Annotated in this window: 21 protein-coding genes; 13 read left to right on the top strand and 8 right to left on the bottom strand. The window is 28.5% G+C overall.

Annotated elements, in window-relative coordinates:
- Window positions 1-124: 124 nt before the first annotated feature.
- From B3603_RS19400 to B3603_RS19390, 3 genes are all read right to left on the bottom strand, one after another.
- Window positions 125-454 (bottom strand): tRNA-binding protein, encoded by a 330-nt coding sequence (locus B3603_RS19400; protein WP_291568007.1) that lies wholly within the window; start codon window positions 452-454, stop codon window positions 125-127.
- Window positions 455-511: 57 nt separating this feature from the next.
- Window positions 512-1,282 carry an epoxyqueuosine reductase gene (locus B3603_RS19395; RefSeq protein ID WP_291568005.1) on the bottom strand — a complete coding sequence of 257 codons (771 nt, stop codon included), beginning with the start codon at window positions 1,280-1,282 and terminating at the stop codon, window positions 512-514.
- 126 nt (window positions 1,283-1,408) lie between these two features.
- Complete coding sequence (locus tag B3603_RS19390; RefSeq protein ID WP_291568019.1) at window positions 1,409-2,119, bottom strand: AraC family transcriptional regulator; 711 nt, start codon at window positions 2,117-2,119, stop codon at window positions 1,409-1,411.
- 240 nt (window positions 2,120-2,359) lie between these two features.
- Here B3603_RS19390 and B3603_RS19385 point away from each other — a divergent pair, with 240 nt between their 5' ends.
- The 4 genes from B3603_RS19385 to B3603_RS19370 all read left to right on the top strand — a co-directional run bounded on the left by B3603_RS19385 (window position 2,360) and on the right by B3603_RS19370 (window position 5,150).
- Entirely contained in the window at window positions 2,360-2,575 is a 216-nt protein-coding gene (locus B3603_RS19385) for a hypothetical protein (protein WP_291568004.1), read from the top strand.
- Between the two features lie 259 nt (window positions 2,576-2,834).
- A complete protein-coding gene (locus B3603_RS19380) occupies window positions 2,835-3,695 on the top strand; it encodes a DUF2268 domain-containing protein (RefSeq protein WP_291568002.1) in 861 nt (286 codons plus the stop codon).
- A gap of 352 nt (window positions 3,696-4,047) precedes the next feature.
- Window positions 4,048-4,692: an MBL fold metallo-hydrolase gene (locus tag B3603_RS19375; RefSeq protein WP_291568000.1), complete on the top strand. Its 645-nt coding sequence runs from the start codon at window positions 4,048-4,050 to the stop codon at window positions 4,690-4,692.
- 101 nt (window positions 4,693-4,793) lie between these two features.
- Window positions 4,794-5,150 carry an MmcQ/YjbR family DNA-binding protein gene (locus B3603_RS19370; RefSeq protein ID WP_291567998.1) on the top strand — a complete coding sequence of 119 codons (357 nt, stop codon included), beginning with the start codon at window positions 4,794-4,796 and terminating at the stop codon, window positions 5,148-5,150.
- 461 nt (window positions 5,151-5,611) lie between these two features.
- On the opposite strand, the gene B3603_RS19365 is transcribed toward B3603_RS19370, so the two are convergent.
- Genes B3603_RS19365 through B3603_RS19355 form a run of 3 tightly spaced genes read right to left on the bottom strand, consistent with a single transcriptional unit; the run spans window position 5,612 to window position 8,929 of the window.
- The gene (locus B3603_RS19365; RefSeq protein ID WP_291567996.1) at window positions 5,612-6,820 is read right to left on the bottom strand and encodes a nitrogenase component 1; all 1,209 of its coding nucleotides are present in this window, start codon (window positions 6,818-6,820) and stop codon (window positions 5,612-5,614) included.
- Window positions 6,820-8,136, bottom strand: coding sequence for a nitrogenase component 1 (locus B3603_RS19360; protein ID WP_291567993.1), 1,317 nt, complete (start codon window positions 8,134-8,136; stop codon window positions 6,820-6,822). Before B3603_RS19360 ends, B3603_RS19365 begins: the two co-directional genes overlap by 1 nt.
- Window positions 8,137-8,167: 31 nt before the next feature.
- Window positions 8,168-8,929 carry a nitrogenase iron protein NifH gene (locus tag B3603_RS19355; RefSeq protein ID WP_291567992.1) on the bottom strand — a complete coding sequence of 254 codons (762 nt, stop codon included), beginning with the start codon at window positions 8,927-8,929 and terminating at the stop codon, window positions 8,168-8,170.
- Window positions 8,930-9,480: 551 nt separating this feature from the next.
- On the opposite strand from B3603_RS19355, the gene B3603_RS19350 reads away from it, so the two are divergent.
- The 4 genes from B3603_RS19350 to B3603_RS19335 are packed head-to-tail and all read left to right on the top strand — an operon-like array spanning window position 9,481 to window position 13,308.
- The gene (locus B3603_RS19350; RefSeq protein WP_291567990.1) at window positions 9,481-10,470 is read left to right on the top strand and encodes an iron-hydroxamate ABC transporter substrate-binding protein; all 990 of its coding nucleotides are present in this window, start codon (window positions 9,481-9,483) and stop codon (window positions 10,468-10,470) included.
- A 20-nt stretch (window positions 10,471-10,490) separates the two neighbouring features.
- On the top strand, window positions 10,491-11,498 hold the full coding sequence (locus B3603_RS19345; RefSeq protein WP_291567988.1) for a FecCD family ABC transporter permease: 1,008 nt from the start codon (window positions 10,491-10,493) through the stop codon (window positions 11,496-11,498).
- On the top strand, window positions 11,491-12,513 hold the full coding sequence (locus B3603_RS19340; protein WP_291567985.1) for a FecCD family ABC transporter permease: 1,023 nt from the start codon (window positions 11,491-11,493) through the stop codon (window positions 12,511-12,513). The genes B3603_RS19345 and B3603_RS19340 overlap by 8 nt, the downstream gene beginning before the upstream one ends.
- 12 nt (window positions 12,514-12,525) lie before the next feature.
- Complete coding sequence (locus B3603_RS19335; RefSeq protein WP_291567983.1) at window positions 12,526-13,308, top strand: ABC transporter ATP-binding protein; 783 nt, start codon at window positions 12,526-12,528, stop codon at window positions 13,306-13,308.
- Between the two features lie 296 nt (window positions 13,309-13,604).
- Here B3603_RS19335 and B3603_RS19330 read toward each other — a convergent pair whose 3' ends face one another.
- Window positions 13,605-14,246 carry a flavodoxin family protein gene (locus B3603_RS19330; RefSeq protein WP_291567981.1) on the bottom strand — a complete coding sequence of 214 codons (642 nt, stop codon included), beginning with the start codon at window positions 14,244-14,246 and terminating at the stop codon, window positions 13,605-13,607.
- 213 nt (window positions 14,247-14,459) lie between these two features.
- The gene (locus B3603_RS19325) at window positions 14,460-15,374 is read right to left on the bottom strand and encodes a DMT family transporter (RefSeq protein WP_291567979.1); all 915 of its coding nucleotides are present in this window, start codon (window positions 15,372-15,374) and stop codon (window positions 14,460-14,462) included.
- A gap of 490 nt (window positions 15,375-15,864) precedes the next feature.
- Between B3603_RS19325 and B3603_RS19320 the strand changes: the two genes are divergently transcribed.
- The 5 genes from B3603_RS19320 to B3603_RS19300 all read left to right on the top strand — a co-directional run bounded on the left by B3603_RS19320 (window position 15,865) and on the right by B3603_RS19300 (window position 21,115).
- The gene (locus B3603_RS19320) at window positions 15,865-17,217 is read left to right on the top strand and encodes a PLP-dependent aminotransferase family protein (RefSeq protein WP_291567977.1); all 1,353 of its coding nucleotides are present in this window, start codon (window positions 15,865-15,867) and stop codon (window positions 17,215-17,217) included.
- Window positions 17,218-17,778: 561 nt separating this feature from the next.
- Window positions 17,779-18,207 (top strand): MarR family winged helix-turn-helix transcriptional regulator, encoded by a 429-nt coding sequence (locus tag B3603_RS19315; protein ID WP_291567976.1) that lies wholly within the window; start codon window positions 17,779-17,781, stop codon window positions 18,205-18,207.
- Between the two features lie 11 nt (window positions 18,208-18,218).
- Window positions 18,219-19,610, top strand: a complete 1,392-nt coding sequence (locus B3603_RS19310) for an MATE family efflux transporter (protein ID WP_291567973.1) — start codon at window positions 18,219-18,221, stop codon at window positions 19,608-19,610.
- A gap of 397 nt (window positions 19,611-20,007) precedes the next feature.
- Entirely contained in the window at window positions 20,008-20,670 is a 663-nt protein-coding gene (locus B3603_RS19305; protein ID WP_291567971.1) for a radical SAM protein, read from the top strand.
- A gap of 148 nt (window positions 20,671-20,818) precedes the next feature.
- Complete coding sequence (locus tag B3603_RS19300; RefSeq protein WP_291567969.1) at window positions 20,819-21,115, top strand: hypothetical protein; 297 nt, start codon at window positions 20,819-20,821, stop codon at window positions 21,113-21,115.
- Window positions 21,116-21,145 lie beyond the last annotated feature (30 nt).

Here is a 21,145-nt window from a genome sequence, read left to right as displayed (position 1 = left end):
AGTATTATAAGATTTGAAGTTTAACATAATACAAATATAGTCGTTATCATTGATATAGACTTAATAAAATAGGACTTACTATGATAAAGTAAGTCCTTGATTCACCTATTAAGAAAATTATGCATTAACCTAATTTATCACCTTTTTTAACAGGCTGTTGTGGTTGAATTAATACCACTCCTTGTTTAGCATAAATTCCTAATACTAATACCTCCGACATAAAATTGGCAATTTGTCTTGACGGCAAGTTTACTACCCCTAAAACTTGCTTACCTATAAGGTCTTCTTTTTTATAACATTCAGTAATTTGGGCACTCGATTTCTTTATACCAATTTCGTTACCAAAATCTATCAATAGTTTATAAGCAGGTTTTTTGGCTTTTTCAAAAAAATCCACTTCGATAATTTCTCCAACTCGTATATCTAATTTCATTAAATCGTCAAAAGTAACCATAAAAACACCTTCCTTTCGATTTGATACACAATATAAGAATAATATGTATTAATAGAACTATTTATTTATTTTTACTGGATTAGTTTTAGAACAAGGAACGTTAACTAAACATTTACCACAAACATCTGATAAACCAATATCTGAATGAATTTTATCGTTATGCAAACACATTTCATAACATTTATGTCTGTCAAAGCAATCAACTTTTAAAGCATTATTTACACATCTATCCACACATTTTTTGCATACATTCATATGCTTATATAAACAATTCTCTTCATTTTTTCTTTTAGTAGGCTCTATTTTTAAATCAGTTATAAAACTACCAACCCTTCCACAACATCCTTTGTCAGTAATCAACATATTGTTTAGCCCAAATTTTCCTAACCCAGCAATAAAGGCAACATGTCTATGAGACCAGTCACTAATCAATTTTTTATTATCAAAATTATGCGTTGCTGGCATAATGTTTGATTTGTATCCTAATTTTTGTAATTCATTTTTAATAAAAGTATTTAAGTCTAATATTAGTTGATTAGTTTCTACATATGCTTTTGCCCAAACTTTGGAACTTTCTTTTCCTTCTATATTACTTTCAACTACAACTTCATAAAAAGGTATAAAATATGCTACTACGGTTTTGGCTTCTGGTAAAAAATCTTGAGGTATTGCATGAGAAGGACTTATGACATCTTTAAGATTATAAAACATTTCATCCATGGCATCTGCATATGCTACCAAAGGTTTTTTCCATTTAGTTTGAACATCTCTCATTTCTGAATAGTGTTCTACAAATTGCTTTATAATTATCTCTATTTTATTATTCATTTTTACCTCCTAAACTATTTAAAAAAATAAAGAACTATTTTAAAATAGTCCTTTAAAATGTTACCTGCATACTATTATAACTTTTTGGCTAGATAAGTCTTTTCTAAAATCTAGTTAGTATTTAGCTTATTTTTTGATTTTTCTTCTAAACTCTGTAGGTGATATTTTTTCTAAATACTTAAATACTCTAGTAAATGATGAATTGTGTTCATAACCCACAATTTGAGAAATTTGTAAAATCGTTAAGTTTGTATTTAAAAGAAGTTCCTTTGCTTTTTTCACTCTTAGATTTTGTATATATTCAACAGGAGAGACATTCATTTTATTTTTAAACCATTCACTATAATAACTTATATTATAATGCTCAATATCTGCTAATTTTTTTAAATCTATATCTTCTGTAAAATGTTCGTTAATATATTTTATAGAATCAGGTATACTTCCATCTGCAATAAAATGATAACAGTAGAGGAATAAGTCATTAATGGAGCTAGAACTTTTTTTATTGTTAGCTTCATTTAACAATAAATATCTTATAGCTTTCCATTTATCATCAAATAAGAATTCTCTTCCACCTATCATCTTTTCCATATCATATTTATTAAGCATATTATTAGATATATCTAAAACCAAGAATTCATTACTCTTATTAGCTCTAAAGGTATGTTTACAATCTGGAGGAAGAAAGAACAAGTGCTCATCGTCTAGTGCTAGTTTTTTACAATTGGTTTCTATATAAAGTACACCATGAATGGGCAAAATCAATTGAGCATATAAATGAGCATGTGTATTAAATTTATAATCATATATTCTACGTTCACATTTTATACTATTCAGAAGTATTCACCTCTTTCTTTTTATATACTATAATTCTAAATTAACATAATAAACTTATTATAACATAAATTTATTATTCCCTATTAACACAGTCTGAATTAAAAATAACCTAGCATATAACTGCATTTATTAAATAAAGTTAAAGTATTAAATGCTATTTTGAAATATATATTATTATGATGAAAACTCTTACTTCGAAAATATGGTAAGGGTATTTTAATCTTTAAGAGAGGTAACGCAATGATAGAAGTTAGTCATTTGAATGAAAAGAAAGGCTTAAAAGCTCTTCCAAAGGAAATTCAAGAAAATATTCAAGAGATACTACAGATTTTGGATAAGGAATACGGATCGGAAAGGCTAAAGTATGAAGATGATGGAGGCTATGTAGCAATTTTAGAGAAGAAAGAAGACTTTCAGCAAATTAAGAATAATGTCTATATTGATTATGCTATATAACTAATAATTCCACTAGAATTAACACCATAAAATTTAAAAGATTATATTGTAGACTAACAAGCCTTAATCACCACTATATTGGTAATTAAAGTTTTTATTATAATTTTTTAAAATAATTGTTGACTTTAACGGTCCGTAAAGGACTATCATAAGATTGTAGATGGGGTTAACACCATTAAAATATAGAAAATATTTTAAAATAAAAAATAAACGTAGTTGGTATTCTAATGCTAACTACCTAGATAGAGGGAAGAATAGTATGGAGATTAAAATTTTAGATACTTATAATTTATATAAAGAATTGATTAATTTACCTAAAGAAAATCGTTTAGAATTTTATGAAAGCAATTTAGCTAAGCCATTTGAGTTTATGTATAATATAATGAATATGAAAATGGAACCTGAAATGATGGGGTATTTGCCCCTTAATGGTCATGATGATGAAATAAATGATATGTTAAATATGCTTCAAGAAGAAAATGCTTGGAGCATGGCGAAAGAAGCACTTGAGGAATCTGCTGAAAGGTTTAAAAATATTAATATAGATTTACCAGAAAGTATTACCCTGGGAATTTTCATAGGCAATCCTGAATTTCTTGCAAATATGAAAGGCTATACTGGTATGGGATCAATCCCAGGATATATTCAAATAGTAATTGCACCTAATGAATATAATTTACCACGTTTAAAGTCAATTATAGCACATGAATTTCATCATAATGTACTTATGAAAAATGTAAAATGGAATTTTATGAATGTATCTGTTAGTCAATATATAGCTTTAGAGGGGTTAGCAGAAAGTTTTGCGGCAAGCTTATATGGAGATGAATTTATAGGACCATGGGTGACATCAGTCCAAGGTAAGGACTTAGAAAAATCCTTTGAAATTATAGGAGATGCACTTGATATTACTGGATTTAATGAAGTTCGTAAATATGTATTTGGAGATCAACTTGTAAATGTTGAGGGATGCGAATCTACAGGTATACCAGTTAGTGCAGGATATGCAGTAGGATATCATGCAGTACAGGGATTTCTAAAAAATACAGGTATTTCAGTAGAGGAAGCAACATTAATAGACAGTGATATAATAATGAAAAAATCAGGATGTTTTATATAAAATTATGAATTGTGAAGTAGTAGAACTTAAATATTTAAGATAAGGCACATTCAAATAAATAACTAGTCAGTATGCTAGTTTATTTTGCGAACTACTTCTTCCTTAGAATCTACTAATAGCACCACTATTAGTAGATTCCAAGTCATCGTATTTCACAAAATATCCGTCGCATCTTTGACTTGTTATTTATTTTCATATGCCTAAATGCAAATAAAATATTAGATCAATACAATGACTGACACCATGGGGTCAGTCATTGTTTATTATAATGAATGCAGCAGGAGTTTATGAACAGTGAAGGGAATATACTGTTATATTTTATAAAATTTAGTAAGGAAAGAGGTATGAATTAATGGAAATTAAAAAAATAAAAAATAGAAATGTTTTATTTACTAGTTCTCCATCAGATTTCTGGGATTTAAACTTACATTTAATTATGGGAGAAAAAAATAATTATATTATCGACACTGGATTAGGTTCACTAGGGGTAGCTCCTATAAAGGAATATATAAAAAATGATCCTAAGCCAGTAGTGGTAATTAATACACATTATCATTGGGATCATATATGGGGTAACAGCTCTTTGAAAGATAATATAATTATATCTCATAAGTTATGTAGAGAAATGATAGAATCAAACTGGGAAGTAATGATGCAAAAAAATAAGGGATACGTTTGTGGTGAAGCAGAAATGTATTTGCCTAATTTAGTATTTGAGGAGGAATTATATTTTCCTGAAGATAAGATAAGGATTATATATACTCCTGGTCATACAATTGACTCAATAACTGTTATTGATGAGGAAGAAAAAGTTATCAATGCAGGGGATAACATTGGAGATAATATGGATGAAATTGTTCCAAGTCTTTATTGTGATCCAAAGTTATACAATGATACACTTTTAAAATATCAAGAGATAGATTTTGATACTTGCATTTCAGGACATAATGTAATACAAGGAAAGGAAATTATAGATAAAATACTAAGCAAATTATAACAGAAAATAATGTTATAATTATTGCATAAATAAGTTAAATAAGTTACACAATTGTTTTATATTAAGATGTAATTTATTAATTAGAATTGAAGGTGTTTTATATGAAATATGAATGGCTTGATGAGTATTGTCTTTCTAAAGGTGAAGCAGAAAAAGACTTTAAGATAGAATGGGATGCAACAAGATATCTCATAGGAGGTAAAATGTTTGCTATGCAGGGGGGAGACAAAGATAAAAAAACAATTATTACATTAAAGTGTGAACCACTATTTGGACAACATTTACGAGAAGAATATAAAGACATTGTTGCAGGGTATTATATGAATAAACAACACTGGAACTCTGTATATTTAGATGGTGAGGTTCCAGATGATATTTTAAAACAAATGATAGATATGTCATATGAATTAGTATTAAATTCTTTGAGTAAGAAAATGCAAAAAGATATTATTGGATAAAATAAAAGACGGCTTATATATTTCAAAGCTGTCTTCATGGGAAAAAGTTAATGTTTTTTAATGTTGTAATTATAATTATTAAATTTATAAAACACAGTTTACAACTGTAGTATTTAATATATTAACTAATACTTTAATTGTAATACGTATATTTATTATAGTTAAGTTTATAGGTATTGTTTCGAATTATACTGCACCTCAGGGGAACCCTTATACAATACGAATTGATGATTGACAATGGACAATTATTGATACTTCTCCTTTATGGAGAAGCCTTAAATTATTTTATTAAAAATCTATCTAAAGAAATTAATTTGCAAAATTAATTTCAACCATAATTATCAAATTTCCATTCTCAATTCTCCATTGGTTAAGCTGTTCCACAGAGGTGGAAATGAACAATACATTAGAAGGAAAAAATTAGCTTATTTATAATTCTACATTGTAAACTGTGCGGTATTTTAAGGATTTAAGCATTTATTTAGTAAATGCAATGCTCCTCTAAAACCTACATAAGGTGTATAAGGATATTTTAAAAAGTAAAATTCATAATTTGGAATATCTATTTGTATCTTTTTACATTTACTTTTACACAAACTAAGTGTAACAGCATTACCCATAAGAATTTGATAATTTTCTTTTTTTATTATTTCTTCCCATTGATTTTCTTTATAAAATGGAATAGTATCTGTTTTCATATCAGGAGAAGTACACCATGCATAGGATATATTAAATCCAGCTTCATCCTTTAAAAAATCTCTTATTCCACTCACTACATCAAAATGGCCTCCCATAACAATTGAAGGTTTGTTAAATTGAGCAGTATAAGATGATGCAACTTTTAGTGAAGTTTCTAGCTCATTTACTTCAGATTTTATAAATTCATCATTATATTTCACTTTTAAGGTCTCTGAAATTTTTTCAATCCATTGTAAAGTTCCCTTAAGACCGTAAGGCTTTCCAAAAACATAAGGCGTTCCAAAACGATTTTCTAAAGTTTTAGCAGCATTAATACCTTCATTTCTCAGTACAATATTTATATGAGATGCTCCCATAGATTTTATGTCAGAAATATCAGTATCAGAAGTCATTATACAAATTGGCTTAGCATTAAAACATTCCTTTAATATTCTCTTAATTTCATATATGTCTGAAAGATAGTTAAAATCATCTGCACAAGACCCTATTATATTAAAAGTTAAATTTTCTGTTTTCTTCACATCTATAGGAAGAGTTTTTACTAAGGTATCCAGTGTATCTCGAATTCCCATAGTCCAATTTCCTTGAAAGCCATCATTTTTTATAGGGATTATTTGTGTATTACTATACTTCTTTTGATATTTTCTACAATTCATAGCAATATCTGATCCCATAGTTGCTGAAAGGGTAGATGGCATAACAAAAAGTACAGATGGATTATGAGCTTTAATAATTTCATCAATTGCTTTATCAAGACGAGTCATTTCTCCTAGCGCTATATCAGTTTCATCTAAGTGAGTAGTAAAGATTTTACTATTTTGCTCACCTTGCATTCTGGCAAAGCTGTTTAATTCAAATCTAGTAGTTCCTGATGTACCAAACTCTAGTATATAAGCATCTTTTATAGGTAATAGTGTCCAAAGTGATCCCATTCTATCAGAAGGTATAGGATAGTATTTATAAAGAGCCACTATTCATGCACCTCCTTATTAGTTTCATGATTATAAGATTTATCTACGGAGCAGATATTTTTAAGGAGGCTTAAAGGTTGTTCAAATCCAAGTTCAAAATCACCAGTTTTATAGCTTATACATTGCATAGATGATGTTTCATTTTTTTCTATTGGTGTATAACCAAAGAAGTAATCTATAGGAAATGAACTTAAAGCTCTATTTATAGTACTAAAATTAAATGTATGTCCTACATAAGGATTATAATCTAATGAAAGTATTTTGTTACTCCATAATTTATTTTTATCAAAAAAATAATCTGCTTCTATGTATACTGGTTTCATCCCTAAAGATGAAAGAAATGCTGAATGAATAAATGGGTCTAATGTCATATATCCACTGGCAAATATTTTTTCTTTAAGAACAGGTTTATAGGTTTCTATTTGTTCTTTAGTTTTTATATAAAGTTCTTCTATTTCACTTTCTATAGATATATCTAAATGACTAGCTATTTCCTCGTAAGCATTTTTTATTTCATCAATATCTAAAAGGTGAGGAAAAAGAACATATGGAGTTCCAAACTTCTCATAAATTTTTTCAGCTAATGGCAGTGCTGCTATATCTGTAACAATAGAAAGCTCAGCAGAAGGAGCTTTACGTAAAGAATCAATTGTTAGATTATGTGGAATCGTACAATTAACTTTTATATTATGATTTTTCAACAAAGTTATAACTTCACTTTTATGAAGCTTATTAGATCCCTCACCTAATATATTAATAGTATTTTTTTCAACATTTTGTTTTTCCATAATATCGCAAAGAGAACTTAAAGAAGCTTCTTTTGAGGGAACAGAACTATAACATTTAAAATGAGCAGCATTTATATGAATTACCTTTGAATTTAAAATAGAATTTGCTTTACGGGCTATTCCTTGAAAATCCTCACCAATCATTTCAGGAACGCAAGCAGATACTAAAATTATTACCTCTGTACCTGTTTTATCTATTTCTTGCAATGCCTCAATAACACCATCTCTACAGCCAAAAATAACTTCCTTTGGATCTAAAGAATAAGACCAAGTAGTATTTTCATCAAATTCATCCTTGGAGGATATGGAGATATTTTTATTGTAATAAGTGCATTCAGCTGTACCAACTATCAACGTTGAAGCTCCTTTTATTCCTGAAAAAACATTAGTTACTAATGCAAGAGGACATCTAGGACCAGGATAAATGGCATGTGCACCTTGCTTAATATCCTTATCTTTTTTTATATCTGAAAGTTTTCTTAAATTATCAATATCAGTATTTTCTTTTAAAATAGAATTAATTTCCATAATTCACCTCTTGTAAATAATCTTACAAAATTTATTCATTAATTTTATTTCCGTAAATTATATTCGCAAGATTATGATATTTTTTTGTCATTTCACTATCTGGAAATGCTTGTACAACAGTCATACCCATAGCTTCTGCTTTCTGAACTAGTGGATCTCTAGCTATGCTATAAATTATTTCCGTTTCAATTTCTTCTGCAGTTTTTTCTACCAATTCTTTTTCACCTTCAAAGTTTTTAGCGTTAAAAATGAGACCTTTTAGAGAAGCATAGCCCATTTTTCCAAAGTTTTTTACGGCATAGGAAATATTACTTGCTGCGTAAAGAGACATCATTTCTCCAGAGGTGACAATGCATACTTCATCAGCATAGCCTCCTCTTATTGGCATAGAAAAACCGCCGCAAACTACATCTCCTAGAACGTCATAAAGAACTACATCAGGCTTATAGTATTCATAGGCATCAAGTTCTTCTAATTTTTCAAAGGCAGTTATTATACCTCTTCCTGCACATCCCACTCCTGGCATAGGTCCACCTGCTTCTACACAAAGAACTCCACTGTCACTTTCAAATACTAAATCTTTTAAAGTTAAATCACTATCATCGATATTTCTTAAGGTTTCAAGTACAGTTGGAATAGGTTTCCCATAAGTTAAATTTCTAGTTGAATCTGCTTTAGGATCACAGCCAATTTGTAATACTCTCTTTCCCATAGCAGAAAGTGCAGCAGAAATGTTAGATACTGTTGTAGATTTACCTATTCCACCTTTCCCATATATTGCAATTCTTTTCATTTATAATCCCCCTATTTTAAGTTTGACTATTTATTGTTATATATTATTTATGCAAGATAATGATAATCATTATCAAGAATATAAACAAACTGAATTATATCATCTAACTAAAAAATGGGCAAGTAGATAAACATCTAAATCTTGGAATTATTTTAAGTTTAGGTTAAAAAATATCATATATTGTATAGTACCGCTTAATTGATTTATAAATAAAAGTTTGCATATATTTTTTTACTAATAATTTTATTTTAGATATTTATAATAAGTGGTTTAGATGCTGTAAAAGCAAGCTAATTAAAGATTGTTCTACGTAAAAGAAATATATATAGCATAATTTTTACAAGGAAAATAAATAATTTATTGACAAATATAACTATTAATAAGTATAATCAATAATGATATTCATTATCAATAAAAAGTTTATATATAAACAAAGCCTTATATTGAATTTAATTACATATGGCATATAAGTACTTAAATTTTAATCTTAGTAGGTTAAGCACTTATATGCACATAAAAATACATAACATATTAAAGGGGAGTAGATGTTAATGAAAAAAAGATTATTAGTATTAACTTTATCAGCATTGGTGGCTGTTGGTGTAACTGGCTGTGGTAGTAAAAATAATAGCGAAGAAAATGCATCAAATGGTAATAAGGAAGTACAACAAAGTACCAACGAATCACAGCAAGAAAACAAAGAAAAGAAAATAAGCTATTTAGGAAAAGATTATACAGTACCAAGTAAAGATGCAAAGATTGTTATAACAGGAACTATGGAGTCAATGGAAGATGCATTAATACTTGATGTAAAACCTTTAGGTGCAATTACTGTAGGTGGAGAATTTCCAGCAATGTTTAAAGAAATAACAGCTGAAACAAAACCTATAGGAGAGAAAATTCAACCTAATATTGAAACTATTTTATCATTAAAACCAGATATAATATTAGGATCAACTAAATTTCCAGCTGAAACTTTAGAAAAGTTAAACAAAGTAAAGGATACTATACCAGTTTCACACATATCTACAGATTGGGAAGATAACCTTATGCTTATGGGTCAATTAAGTGGTAAAGAAGATAAAGCAAAAGAAATTATAGAGAAATATAAAGAAGATGCAAAAGAAGCTAAGGAAAAACTTGGTGATAAAATGAAAGATAAAAAAGTAGTTACTATAAGAATAAGAAGCGGCAATATATTTATTTATCCTGAAACTGTATTCTTTAATCCAGTCCTTTATAATGATTTAGGATTAACAGCTCCAGAACCAGTTAAGGCTGCAAAAGCTCAAGAAGAGATTTCACTAGAAAAGTTTTCAGAATTAAATCCAGATTATATTTTTGTTCAATTTTCAGAGAATGAAAATGCAGACAAGCCTAAAGCATTAGAAGAACTAAACAATAATCCAATTTGGAAAAGTATTAATGCAGTAAAAGAAGGAAAAGTTTTTGTAAATACTGTTGATCCATTGGGTCAAGGGGGAACTGCTTGGAGTAAATCAAATTTCTTAAAGGCGGCTGTATCAGAGTTATCTAAATAATTAGGAGTGAAAATAGTGTTATGTCAAAAAAGATTTCAAAACCAATGTTAATTTTATCAATATCGCCAATAGTTATAGTGTTAACAGTGGTTTTATCGATCCTATATGGAGCAAAGGACATTGATATAAACATAATAAGAGATGCTTTCTTAAATTTTGATTCAACCAACGTAAATCATCAAATTATAATGTATTCTCGTTTACCGAGAGTTATAAGTGCACTTTTAATTGGAGCATTTTTAGCAGTATCTGGAGCATTAATGCAGGGGGTGACAAGGAACTACCTTGCATCCCCTTCTATTATGGGAGTTTCCGATGGCTCAGTTTTTGTAGTTACAATTTGTATGATATTTTTCCCAGAAGCATCTTCATTGAGTTTAATTATTGGTTCTTTTATAGGTTCTGCCATTGGAGCATTAATAATTTTTGGACTAGCATCCCTTTTGCCAAATGGAATGTCACCAGTAAAGCTTGCCATTATTGGAACAATTACAGGTGCTTTTTTAAGTAGTATTTCTTTGGCTTTATCTACATATTTTCAAGTTTCACAAAACATAAGTTTTTGGTACAATGCTAGGCTTCATCAAATTACCCCAGATAAAATAAAGTTTATAATACCTTTTGCTATAGTGGGAATGATAGCTGCAATGGCAATATCTAAATCTATAACAATATTATCTTTGGGGGATGAAATTTCAATTAGTCTTGGACAAAGAACTGGACTTATAAAAATTATTGCTATGACTACGGTTGTTATACTAACAGGAATATCAGTAGCTTTGGCAGGGAAAATAGCTTTCATTGGGCTTATAATACCTCATATAATTAGATTTTTAATTGGAAGTGATTATAGGTGGATTATTCCATGCTCTGCGGTTACTGGAGCTATATTTTTAGCAGTTTGTGATATAGTAAGTAGATTTTTGAATTATCCATTTGAAACACCAATAGGAGTTGTAACTTCTCTTATAGGGGTGCCTTTCTTTTTATATTTAGCAAGGACTAAAGGAGGGCAAAAAAATGCGTAGAGATTCTTTAAAAAGATATAGTACTGTAATTGTAGTAAGTATTATTTTAATTTTAGCAGCAATGTATATAAGTATAAGTAATGGTACTTATGATATTTCTATTAAGGATTTGATAGATACAATATTTAGAATAAATCCTGATCCAAATAATGATTTGGTTATATTTGAATTTCGTCTTCCTAGAGTTGTAATTGGAGCTTTAGTAGGATTTGGATTTGGAATTGCGGGAACAGTAATTCAAGGAGTAACGAAAAATGGTTTAGCTGATCCAGGAATTTTAGGTATAAATGCAGGAGCTGGAATGGCAATTGTTTTATTCATGTTCCTATTCCAAGGGAATATTAATAATACAGGATGGTTTTCTGTTTTTGCTATGCCTTTATTTGGTTTAATGGGTGGACTTACGTCAGCTATATTAATTTATCTTTTTGCCTGGAAAAATGGCAGGTTGGATACACAAAGGCTTATTTTAGTAGGGATAGCAATAAGTTCAGGCTTAGGAGCAGTTTCATTATTTATATCCTTAAAAATGAACCCTTCAGATTTTGAAATGGCTACAGTTTGGATTAACGGAAGTATATGGAATGCCAATTGGAAATATATTTTATCTATAATACCTTGGGTAGTTGTTTTATTTCCTGTTATTTTAAAAAAAGCATTTATCTTAGATCTCTTTCAATTAGAAGAAAATACAGTTAAAAGTCTAGGAATATCTACTGAAAGGGAAAAAGCTATATTATTATTGTCAGCCATAGGCATTGTTAGTGCATGTGTTTCTGTATCAGGTAATATTGGATTTGTAGGATTACTTGCACCTCATATTTCAAAGAGTTTAGTTGGAATACAACATAAGAGAGCCATTCCAGTAGCTGGATTAATAGGAATGTTATTGGTTATAGTTTCCGATTTTATTGGAAGAACAGTATTTGCTCCAGCAGAATTGTCTGTTGGAATTGTTATTTCTATAGTTGGCATACCTTATTTTGTGTATCTGCTATTAAAAGCAAAAGTATAGAAGGTGATTAAGGTGAGTATATTAGAAGTTAATAAATTAGAAACATGCTATGAAAACTTTAAAGTGTTCAAAGATATAGATTTAGAAATAGAAGAAGGAAAAGTAACTACTATTATTGGACCTAATGGATGTGGAAAGTCTACTTTATTAAAAACTATGGGTCGTATTATAAAGTCAAGCAGCGGAGCTGTTTATTTAAGAGGAGAGAATATTACTAAAATCCATACAAGAGATATTGCAAAGGATTTAGCTCTTCTTCCACAAAATCCTGTAGCTCCTCCAGAGTTAAAGGTTGAAGAATTAATTTCTTATGGAAGATTTCCTCATTGCAAGAAGATGAATAAATTGACAGCTAAAGATAAAGAAATTATAGATTGGGCTATAAATATCACAAAAGCTACTGATTTTAAAGACCGTGAAATAGGTTGTTTATCTGGCGGACAAAGACAAAAAGTATGGTTAGCCATGGCATTAGCCCAAGAAACAGATATCTTACTTCTTGATGAACCTACTACTTATCTTGATATGTCCCATCAACTAGAAGTACTTAAAATTGTAGAAGAGCTAAATAAAGAAAGAAAGCGTACTGTAGTTATGGTTCTACATGATATTAATCATGCATCAAGATTTTCCCATAATATTGTAGCAATGAAAGGCGGAAAAATAATTGCAGTAGGAAAGCCAGAAGAAATAATTACAAAATCTGTGCTCAAAGAAGTTTTTAACATTGAAGCAAGAATTATGATTGATGAAGAAAACGGATCTCCTGTATGCTTTGGATATGATAGTTTATAAAATTGATAATTGACGATTGACAATTGCGGTGAATTCTCAGCAAAGCATGAGAATTTCCTAACTGATGTATTTCCTAAAATTTATTATTTTGTTTTTATATAATAAATTTTAGGAGGTTTCTATTAGAAAATAATTAAAAACCTATGTTTTTAATTAGATTTTTAAGAAATTAATTGTCAATTGTCCATTGTCAATATTCAATAGAGAAGGACTTACTGCATTAAAGTAGGTCCTTTATTATATCTAAAAATAATAATATAAATATTTAGCATTAGAATTTTATCTATTTAAACAATTTATTGAGCAAATCTTACTCCCATTTCAAAGGCTTTTTTGCAATCATTTGGGAATTCTTCCTCTCGTCTTTTTGCTTTCTTTTCTTCATTCCATACTGTTGAAACATATTTGGAGTAATCATCAAATTGATAGGTATCGGTAACAAGTAATGATTCTGATGAGCCAAAAATGTTTCTCATAAAATTTTCTGTAATTTTAAAGTTATGTTTATATCCAGCCTCATCTACATAATCATCACTAATATTCATTGTATATATAAAACCTGTTGATATTTTTTTCTTAAAAAGAGAGGGATAATTCTCTTCATACACAGCATAAGGAAACATCAAACGTTCCATAAAAGATCTAATTGCTCCAGTTATATCACCAAAATAAATAGGAGATCCAAAAATAAGAGCATCAGCTTCCTCAATTTTTTTAAAAATTGGTGTCAAATCATCATTTATTGCACATTTTCCGTAACTTTTACCACCTATCCTTTTACAGGCAAAGCAGCTGATACAACCTTTGTAGTTAAAATCATAAAGATTAATAAGTTCTGTTTCTGCACCTTGTGATGATGCTCCCTCAAGTGCATTTTTTAAAAGAGTAGCTGTATTGGCATTTTTTCTTGGACTACCGTTAATTGCTATTACTTTCATAAAACATACCTCCATTTATATATTGTAATTGGCTCTAAGCATATTTAAACTATATATCATTATAAAAAAAGAGGTAAGTAGGCACTTCTTTGTTATATAGTAACTTAAAAGTAAGTAAAAATTATTCTATTGAGAATTATAAAAAGTTTTTAGTAAAAATAAAAGCTGTAGATATTTATGTATCTACAACTTTTATAATTTTAAAATATTATTTTAAGATACTGTTTTTTTATTTGAAAAATTTGTTCCAATTATACCAAGAAGAATCATGATTGCTCCAATGATATGAAAGTATTCTAATTTTTCTTTTAAAAATAGTACACCAGCTATCATAGTTACTAATGTTGAGAGATTAATAAACACACTCATCTTAGAGGCTTCTATTTTAGATAATGCATAGTTTAATAGTAGCGATGTGATAAGTGATGATAATATACCTAAATAAACTATTGAAACTACAAATAATGGATTGGCAAAGGGTTTAAAATAAAGATTAAGAGTTCCATTTAAACTATGATTAGTAATGGACACAATATTAAAAAATAAAAAGCCTATAGCATTTACGATGTAAGTTAAGCATATAGGACTATATTTTCCTGTCAATTTTCTTGCTAGCACATTGTTTCCAGCAGAAGAAAGTGCAGATAGAAGAATAAATACTATGCCCATAAAAGCATTACTTTTTAAATTTATACCTTTCATAAGAAATATATAAATAACTCCAGATGCAGATAAGAGTAGTGATATTTTCTGTAGCATACTAGGATATTCTTTTAGAAAGAATATTGAAAATATTAATGTGAAAACAGGAACTGTTGCTTGAATTATTCCTGCTTCAGAAGAAGAAATATAAGTCAGTCCAAAAGCTTGAAAAGCAAAAAACATAATTGGATAAAACAGTGAAAGTGGAAGGATAGGAAGTATATCCTTTTTATTTATATCTAATTTTATCCATCCTAATAAAATAGGTATAGAACCAAAAATAAACGATATTGTGAATCTGTGCGCAAGTATATCAATAGGCGTTGCTACAGTTAGAGTTAATTTTGTAAACAAAAAAGATAGACCTGTGATAAGAGCATTTAATATAGCGGCACAATAAGCCTTTTTTTTATATGAAAATCTCATTTATATATTCCTCCTAGATATTTATAGATATATCAGATATAAAATTAATATATGTAAAAATAATTAATGTTTTTTAGTATCATAGTTGAAACTATTGAATTCACAATTCATAGTTCACAATTCACAATTGTGGATATTTCTCAGCAAAAGCTGAGAAATTTAAAATTATTTATTTTTGAAGTGATACAATCACTTATACAATTGAAAATTGACTATTGACAATGAATAATTATTGAAACTTCTCTCATAAAAGAGAAGTTTTGGAAAATCTATTTGAAGAAATTAATTTGCAAAATTAATTTCCACCATAATTGTGAATTAAAATACTCAAGGGTGTATTTTAATTTAACTATATATTAATTTTTAAGGTAGTTTGTCTGTATAGATTTATCATTAATTACACTTATATATTAGTGGATTAATGTATATGATACAATATAAATAAATCTTATCTATGCCGGTACAGATTTTAAAGTAGGAGTGAAAATATATGTATAAATATTTGGAAATATTAAATCATATGGAGAGCTTAATTCAAAATGGAGAATATAAAGAAGGAGATAAATTTCCTTCTATTCGTGATTTTACTCATCGTTATAATTGCAATAAAAGTACTATAATAAGAGCACTAGAGGAATTAGAAAAACGGCATATGGTCTATTCTATACCTAAAAGTGGATATTATGTTGTAAAGAGAAAAAATAATTCTAATAATAAAAATTTAATATTGGACTTTGCATCTTCAGCACCGGATCCAGAGGTATTTCCGTATTTAGATTTTCAGCATTGCATTAATGAAGCAATCGATATATATAAAAATGATTTATTTATATACGGAACTCCAAAAGGGCTGACTTCTTTAATTAATGTAGCACAAAAACAATTAGCTAATTATCAGGTTTTTACTAATAAAGAAAATATTTTTATCACTTCTGGAGTTCAACAGGCATTGGCTATATTAAGTACAATACCTTTTCCAAATAAAAAAGAAACAATTTTAATAGAACAGCCTAGTTATCATTTATTTATAGATTATTTGAAAACTCATAAAATTCCTGTGATAGGTATTAAAAGAACTAGTGAAGGAATTGACTTAGGTGAGTTAGAGAGACTATTTAAAACAGAAGATATCAAATTTTTTTATACAATGCCAAGATTTCATAATCCACTAGGAACGTCTTATTCTCAAAAAGAAAAAAAAGCTATTGTAAAGCTGGCACAAAAATATGATGTGTTTATTGTGGAAGATGATTATTTAGCTGATTTAGAACAGAATTCCAAAGCAGATCCTATTTATACCTATGATGACTTTTCACAAGTTATTTATTTAAAGAGCTATTCCAAGATTATCTTTCCAGGCTTACGAATAGGTATTGCTGTTATCCCTAATTCTATTCTTGAAAACTTTAGTAAATATAAAAGACTTATGGATGTAGATAGCTCTATGCTTTCTCAAGCAGCATTAGAAATCTATATTAAAAGTGGTATGTTTGATCGTCATAAAGAAAAGATTAAATCTTCTTATTCTTTAAGAGCTAGGTATTTAAATAATTCCTTAGAAAAACAATTTAAAAGCTGTGATAGTATTTTTGAATATAAATCTGTTAAAAATCCTTGTGTTCATACCTATATAACCATAGATAATAGAATATCCAGTGAAAAACTCATAAATAGATTAAAAAAGAAATCTATTATAGTAGCCGCAGAAGAGGGACATTATTTGGACTTATTTCCAAAGGAAAGGATGCTTAAATTAAACGTATCAAATATAAGAGAAGATTATATTGATAAAGGCGTTTCAGATATAATTGAGGAAATTAGATATATGAAAAATAGAATTTAGGTTAAAAGACATGAATAATCTAGATATTGATAAATTTTAAAATGAAAAATAAGTTTTCTATAAGAATAGCTTAAATTCTTAGAAATTAAGGATTAGCAATTAATAATGAAGAATTCATGAAAAAATTTACTAGAGGTGAGTTTTTTAAAATAAAATTTATAAAAAAAAACTCCAAAGGCTTTAGCAGTAGAGTTTTAACTATAATTCTTCATTTTTCATTCTTAATTTACATTCATAAAAAAGAATTTTTATGAATGCAAATTAAAATCAAGTATAAGTTAAATTTTTATTGTGGGATCCTATATAAATAGAAATAGTGGGTCTAATCATCATAAAAAATCTTGCTATAATAGAGGCAATTAGATATAATTAGTTGTGGACACAACTAAATTTTAAATTAATAAGAAGTTAATTTTGAAAGTATTATTGTTATAAAGCATGTAAATAGATTGTGATTAAATTTAGTTAACTATGGAGGGAATTCTTCAAAAGACCACCATAGATGTATAATTGCGTCCAAAAAGTTGGTATTGCAACTAATTTAAAGTGAGGTGTAGGCACTTGCATAAGTGTGATAGCATAGGGAAATATATAGCACAAGTGTATAGGATGAATGGAAAACTAGCTTCAAAATCTTTTAGTAAATTTGGTATAGGTAGTGGACAATATGTTTTTTTGATACATTTATATTCTAATGATGGAATTAATCAAGAATGTATAAGCTCAAATTTAAATATAGATAAAGGCACTACTGCAAGAGCATTAAAAAGATTAGAAGAACTAGGCTATATAATAAGGGTTGTGGATGAGGAAGATAAAAGGGCTTACAGAGTTTTTTTAACTGATAAAGCAAAATACATAGAAAAAGAGTTTTTTGAAATACTAGCAGAGGCAAATAGAGTACTTACTAAAGATTTTACAGAAGAAGAAAAAGCTTTAGCAATAAGTTTATTAAAAAGAATGGTTAATAATTCTAAAAATCACGTTTAAGGAGGAGAAATATGGATAAGGATAGAGACAAGAGATTAGCAGGTGAAGATATAAAGAAGCTTCTTATTAGCTTTTCCATTCCTAGTATGGTGGGAATGTTAGTAAATGCGTTATATAATATAGTAGATAGAGTATTTATAGGTAAAATACCTGAGACTGGTAATTTAGCTATTACAGGAATAGGACTTACCTTTCCAATAGTAACAATTTTACTTGCTTTTGCTATGCTTGTAGGAGTAGGTGCTGGAGCAACGGTATCTATAAGGTTAGGTCAGAAAAAGAAGGATGAGGCTGAAGAGATTTTAGGTAATGCTTTCTTTCTTATGATAGTAATCAATATATCACTTACTATACTTGGACTAATTTTTGCAGAACCTATATTAAGGGGCCTTGGAGCATCAGAAAAGACCGTAGGATATGCTTTATCTTACATAAGAATAATATTACTTGGAAATGTATTCAATAATGTAGCTTTTGGGTTAAATAATCTTATAAGGGCAGAGGGTAATCCTAAAATATCTATGTATACAATGCTATTTGGCGCAGGACTTAATACTATATTAGACCCTATATTTATATTTGTATTTGGTATGGGAATAGAGGGAGCTGCCATAGCTACAGTAATATCCCAAATAGGATCAGCTATATGGACCCTAATGTACTATTTTAGAGGAAATAGTATGCTTAAGATAAAAAAGGAGAATTTCAAATTAAAATCTCACATAGTAAAATCAATATTTGCTATAGGAATATCTCCTTTTGCAATGCAATTAGTAGCTAGTGTTGTATCAGCTATATCTAATAGGGCTTTAAGTACTTATGGTGGAGATACCGCTGTAGGAGCTATGACAGTAATAAGTAGTGTATCTATGATATTCTTAATGCCTATTTTTGGAATTAATCAGGGTGCACAACCTATAATAGGATATAACTACGGAGCAAAAAATTATAAAAGAGTTAAGGATACATTAAAGTATGCAATAATAGGGGCATCATCAATTTGTATATTGGGCTTTTTAGCTATACAGTTGTTCCCAGAAGCTATAATAAAGTTCTTTAATAATGATGCAGAGCTTATTAAAGTAGGAACAAAAGGTCTTAAAACTTATCTGTTTATGTTACCTATAGTAGGTTTACAAATAGTAAGTTCTAACTTTTTCCAATGCATAGGAAAAGCTAAAAAGTCTATATTCTTAAGTATGACAAGACAAGTTATATTTTTAATACCGCTTCTTTTAGTATTACCTAAATTTATGGAGTTAAATGGCATATGGTTTGCAGGTCCAATAGCAGACTTTTTAGCATCATTAGTAACAGTTTTATTCTTAATTTATGAAATAAGACGTTTAAATGATAAACATAACCAACAGATTGAAAAAGTAGCAATTGGAAGAGTGGATTAAGCTTAAAAATTAATATTGAATTAAGGTTTTAATAAGTGAGCTATCTCAATATAGAAGTGAGATGGCTCATTTTTTACTAAAAACTTATAGAATAAAACATTTTGATAGCATTTTTTATTCCGGAATTTTTACATTAGAGCAAATTGTAGGTTTCTCTTTGTAACATAATCTGTTATTGATAAATCAATAAAGCTTTAAACATTATAAAGAGAAGATTATGCTGATAAAGGAATTTTGGATATAATTGATGAAATTAGATATATAAAAAAGAGAATTTAGGTTAAAAGATATGAATAATCTAGATATTGAGAGATTTTAAAAATAGATATATAGATTTATTATGGAATACTATATTAGTTATTTAGATATTTAAAGTGATAATCTGGAGGATGGGGTAATGGAAAAAGAAAATTGTTCTGATATATCTAATAAAAACTTAACAAAAATGTTGAATAAATCAATTGGATTTCTTATTGAAGATTTTGCAAAAATAGCTCTTAGCGATTTCTCTTCAGCAAAAAATATTATAAAAATTGCATTAAAACAAAAAAACACAGGAAATATTAGAAGTAAATATGAAGAAAGTGGACTTCATGTACCACCATTTATGATAGCGTCTATTACAAGCACATGCAATTTAAAGTGTAAGGGATGTTATGATAGAGCAAAAGTTCATAAATGTACATTAGAGCTTAGTGAACAGCAGTGGTCAGATATTTTTCTTCAGGCTAGGGATTTAGGGATGTCATTTATATTGCTTGCAGGAGGTGAACCACTTACTAAAGATAAAGTCATTAAAGAGTGTATAAAATTTCCAGAAATTATTTTTCCTATGTTTACAAATGGGATATTGATTGATGAAGAGTGGACACAGTTTTTTGCTACATGTAGAAATCTTATGCCAGTTATAAGTATAGAAGGAGATAAAGAGCAAACGAATGGTAGAAGAGGAGAAGGGGTATTTGAAAGAGTTTCATTAAGTTTTGATTTACTTAAAAAAAGAAATATATTTTATGGAATATCAATAACTANNAACTATTACATCAGAAAATTTTTATGATGTTCTAAGTGAAAGCTTTATTAAAAAATATATTGATAAAGGATGTAGAGCATTTTTCTTTATTGAATATGTTCCTTTTGATACCACTACTGAAAATCTTGTGATATCTGATACGCATAGGGGTGAACTTGATGTCACACTTAATGAATTGAGAAAAAAATATAGTGGAATATTTATATCTTTTCCTGGAGATGAAAAGGTATTTGGAGGATGCTTAGCTGCTGGTAGAGGATTTATTCATATCAATTCAAGAGGTGGGGTTGAAGCATGTCCTTTTGCACCATATTCTGACGTTAATTTGACAGATTTAACTCTTAAAGAAGCTTTAGCTTCACCTACATTAAAAGAAATACGAAATCTACATGGAGTGTTAAAGGATCATAAAGGTGGATGTACATTGTTTGAAAACCGAGAACTTGTGGAGAAGGTTTTACAGAAGATATAAAGTTTTTTATTATTTTAAATAAATTTTATT

The organism is Clostridium sp. UBA2485 (genome assembly GCF_002341865.1).
Taxonomy (GTDB): domain Bacteria; phylum Bacillota; class Clostridia; order Clostridiales; family Clostridiaceae; genus Clostridium_J.
Note: the sequence above shows the minus strand (reverse complement) of the source record. Positions and strands in the feature narration are given on the sequence as shown.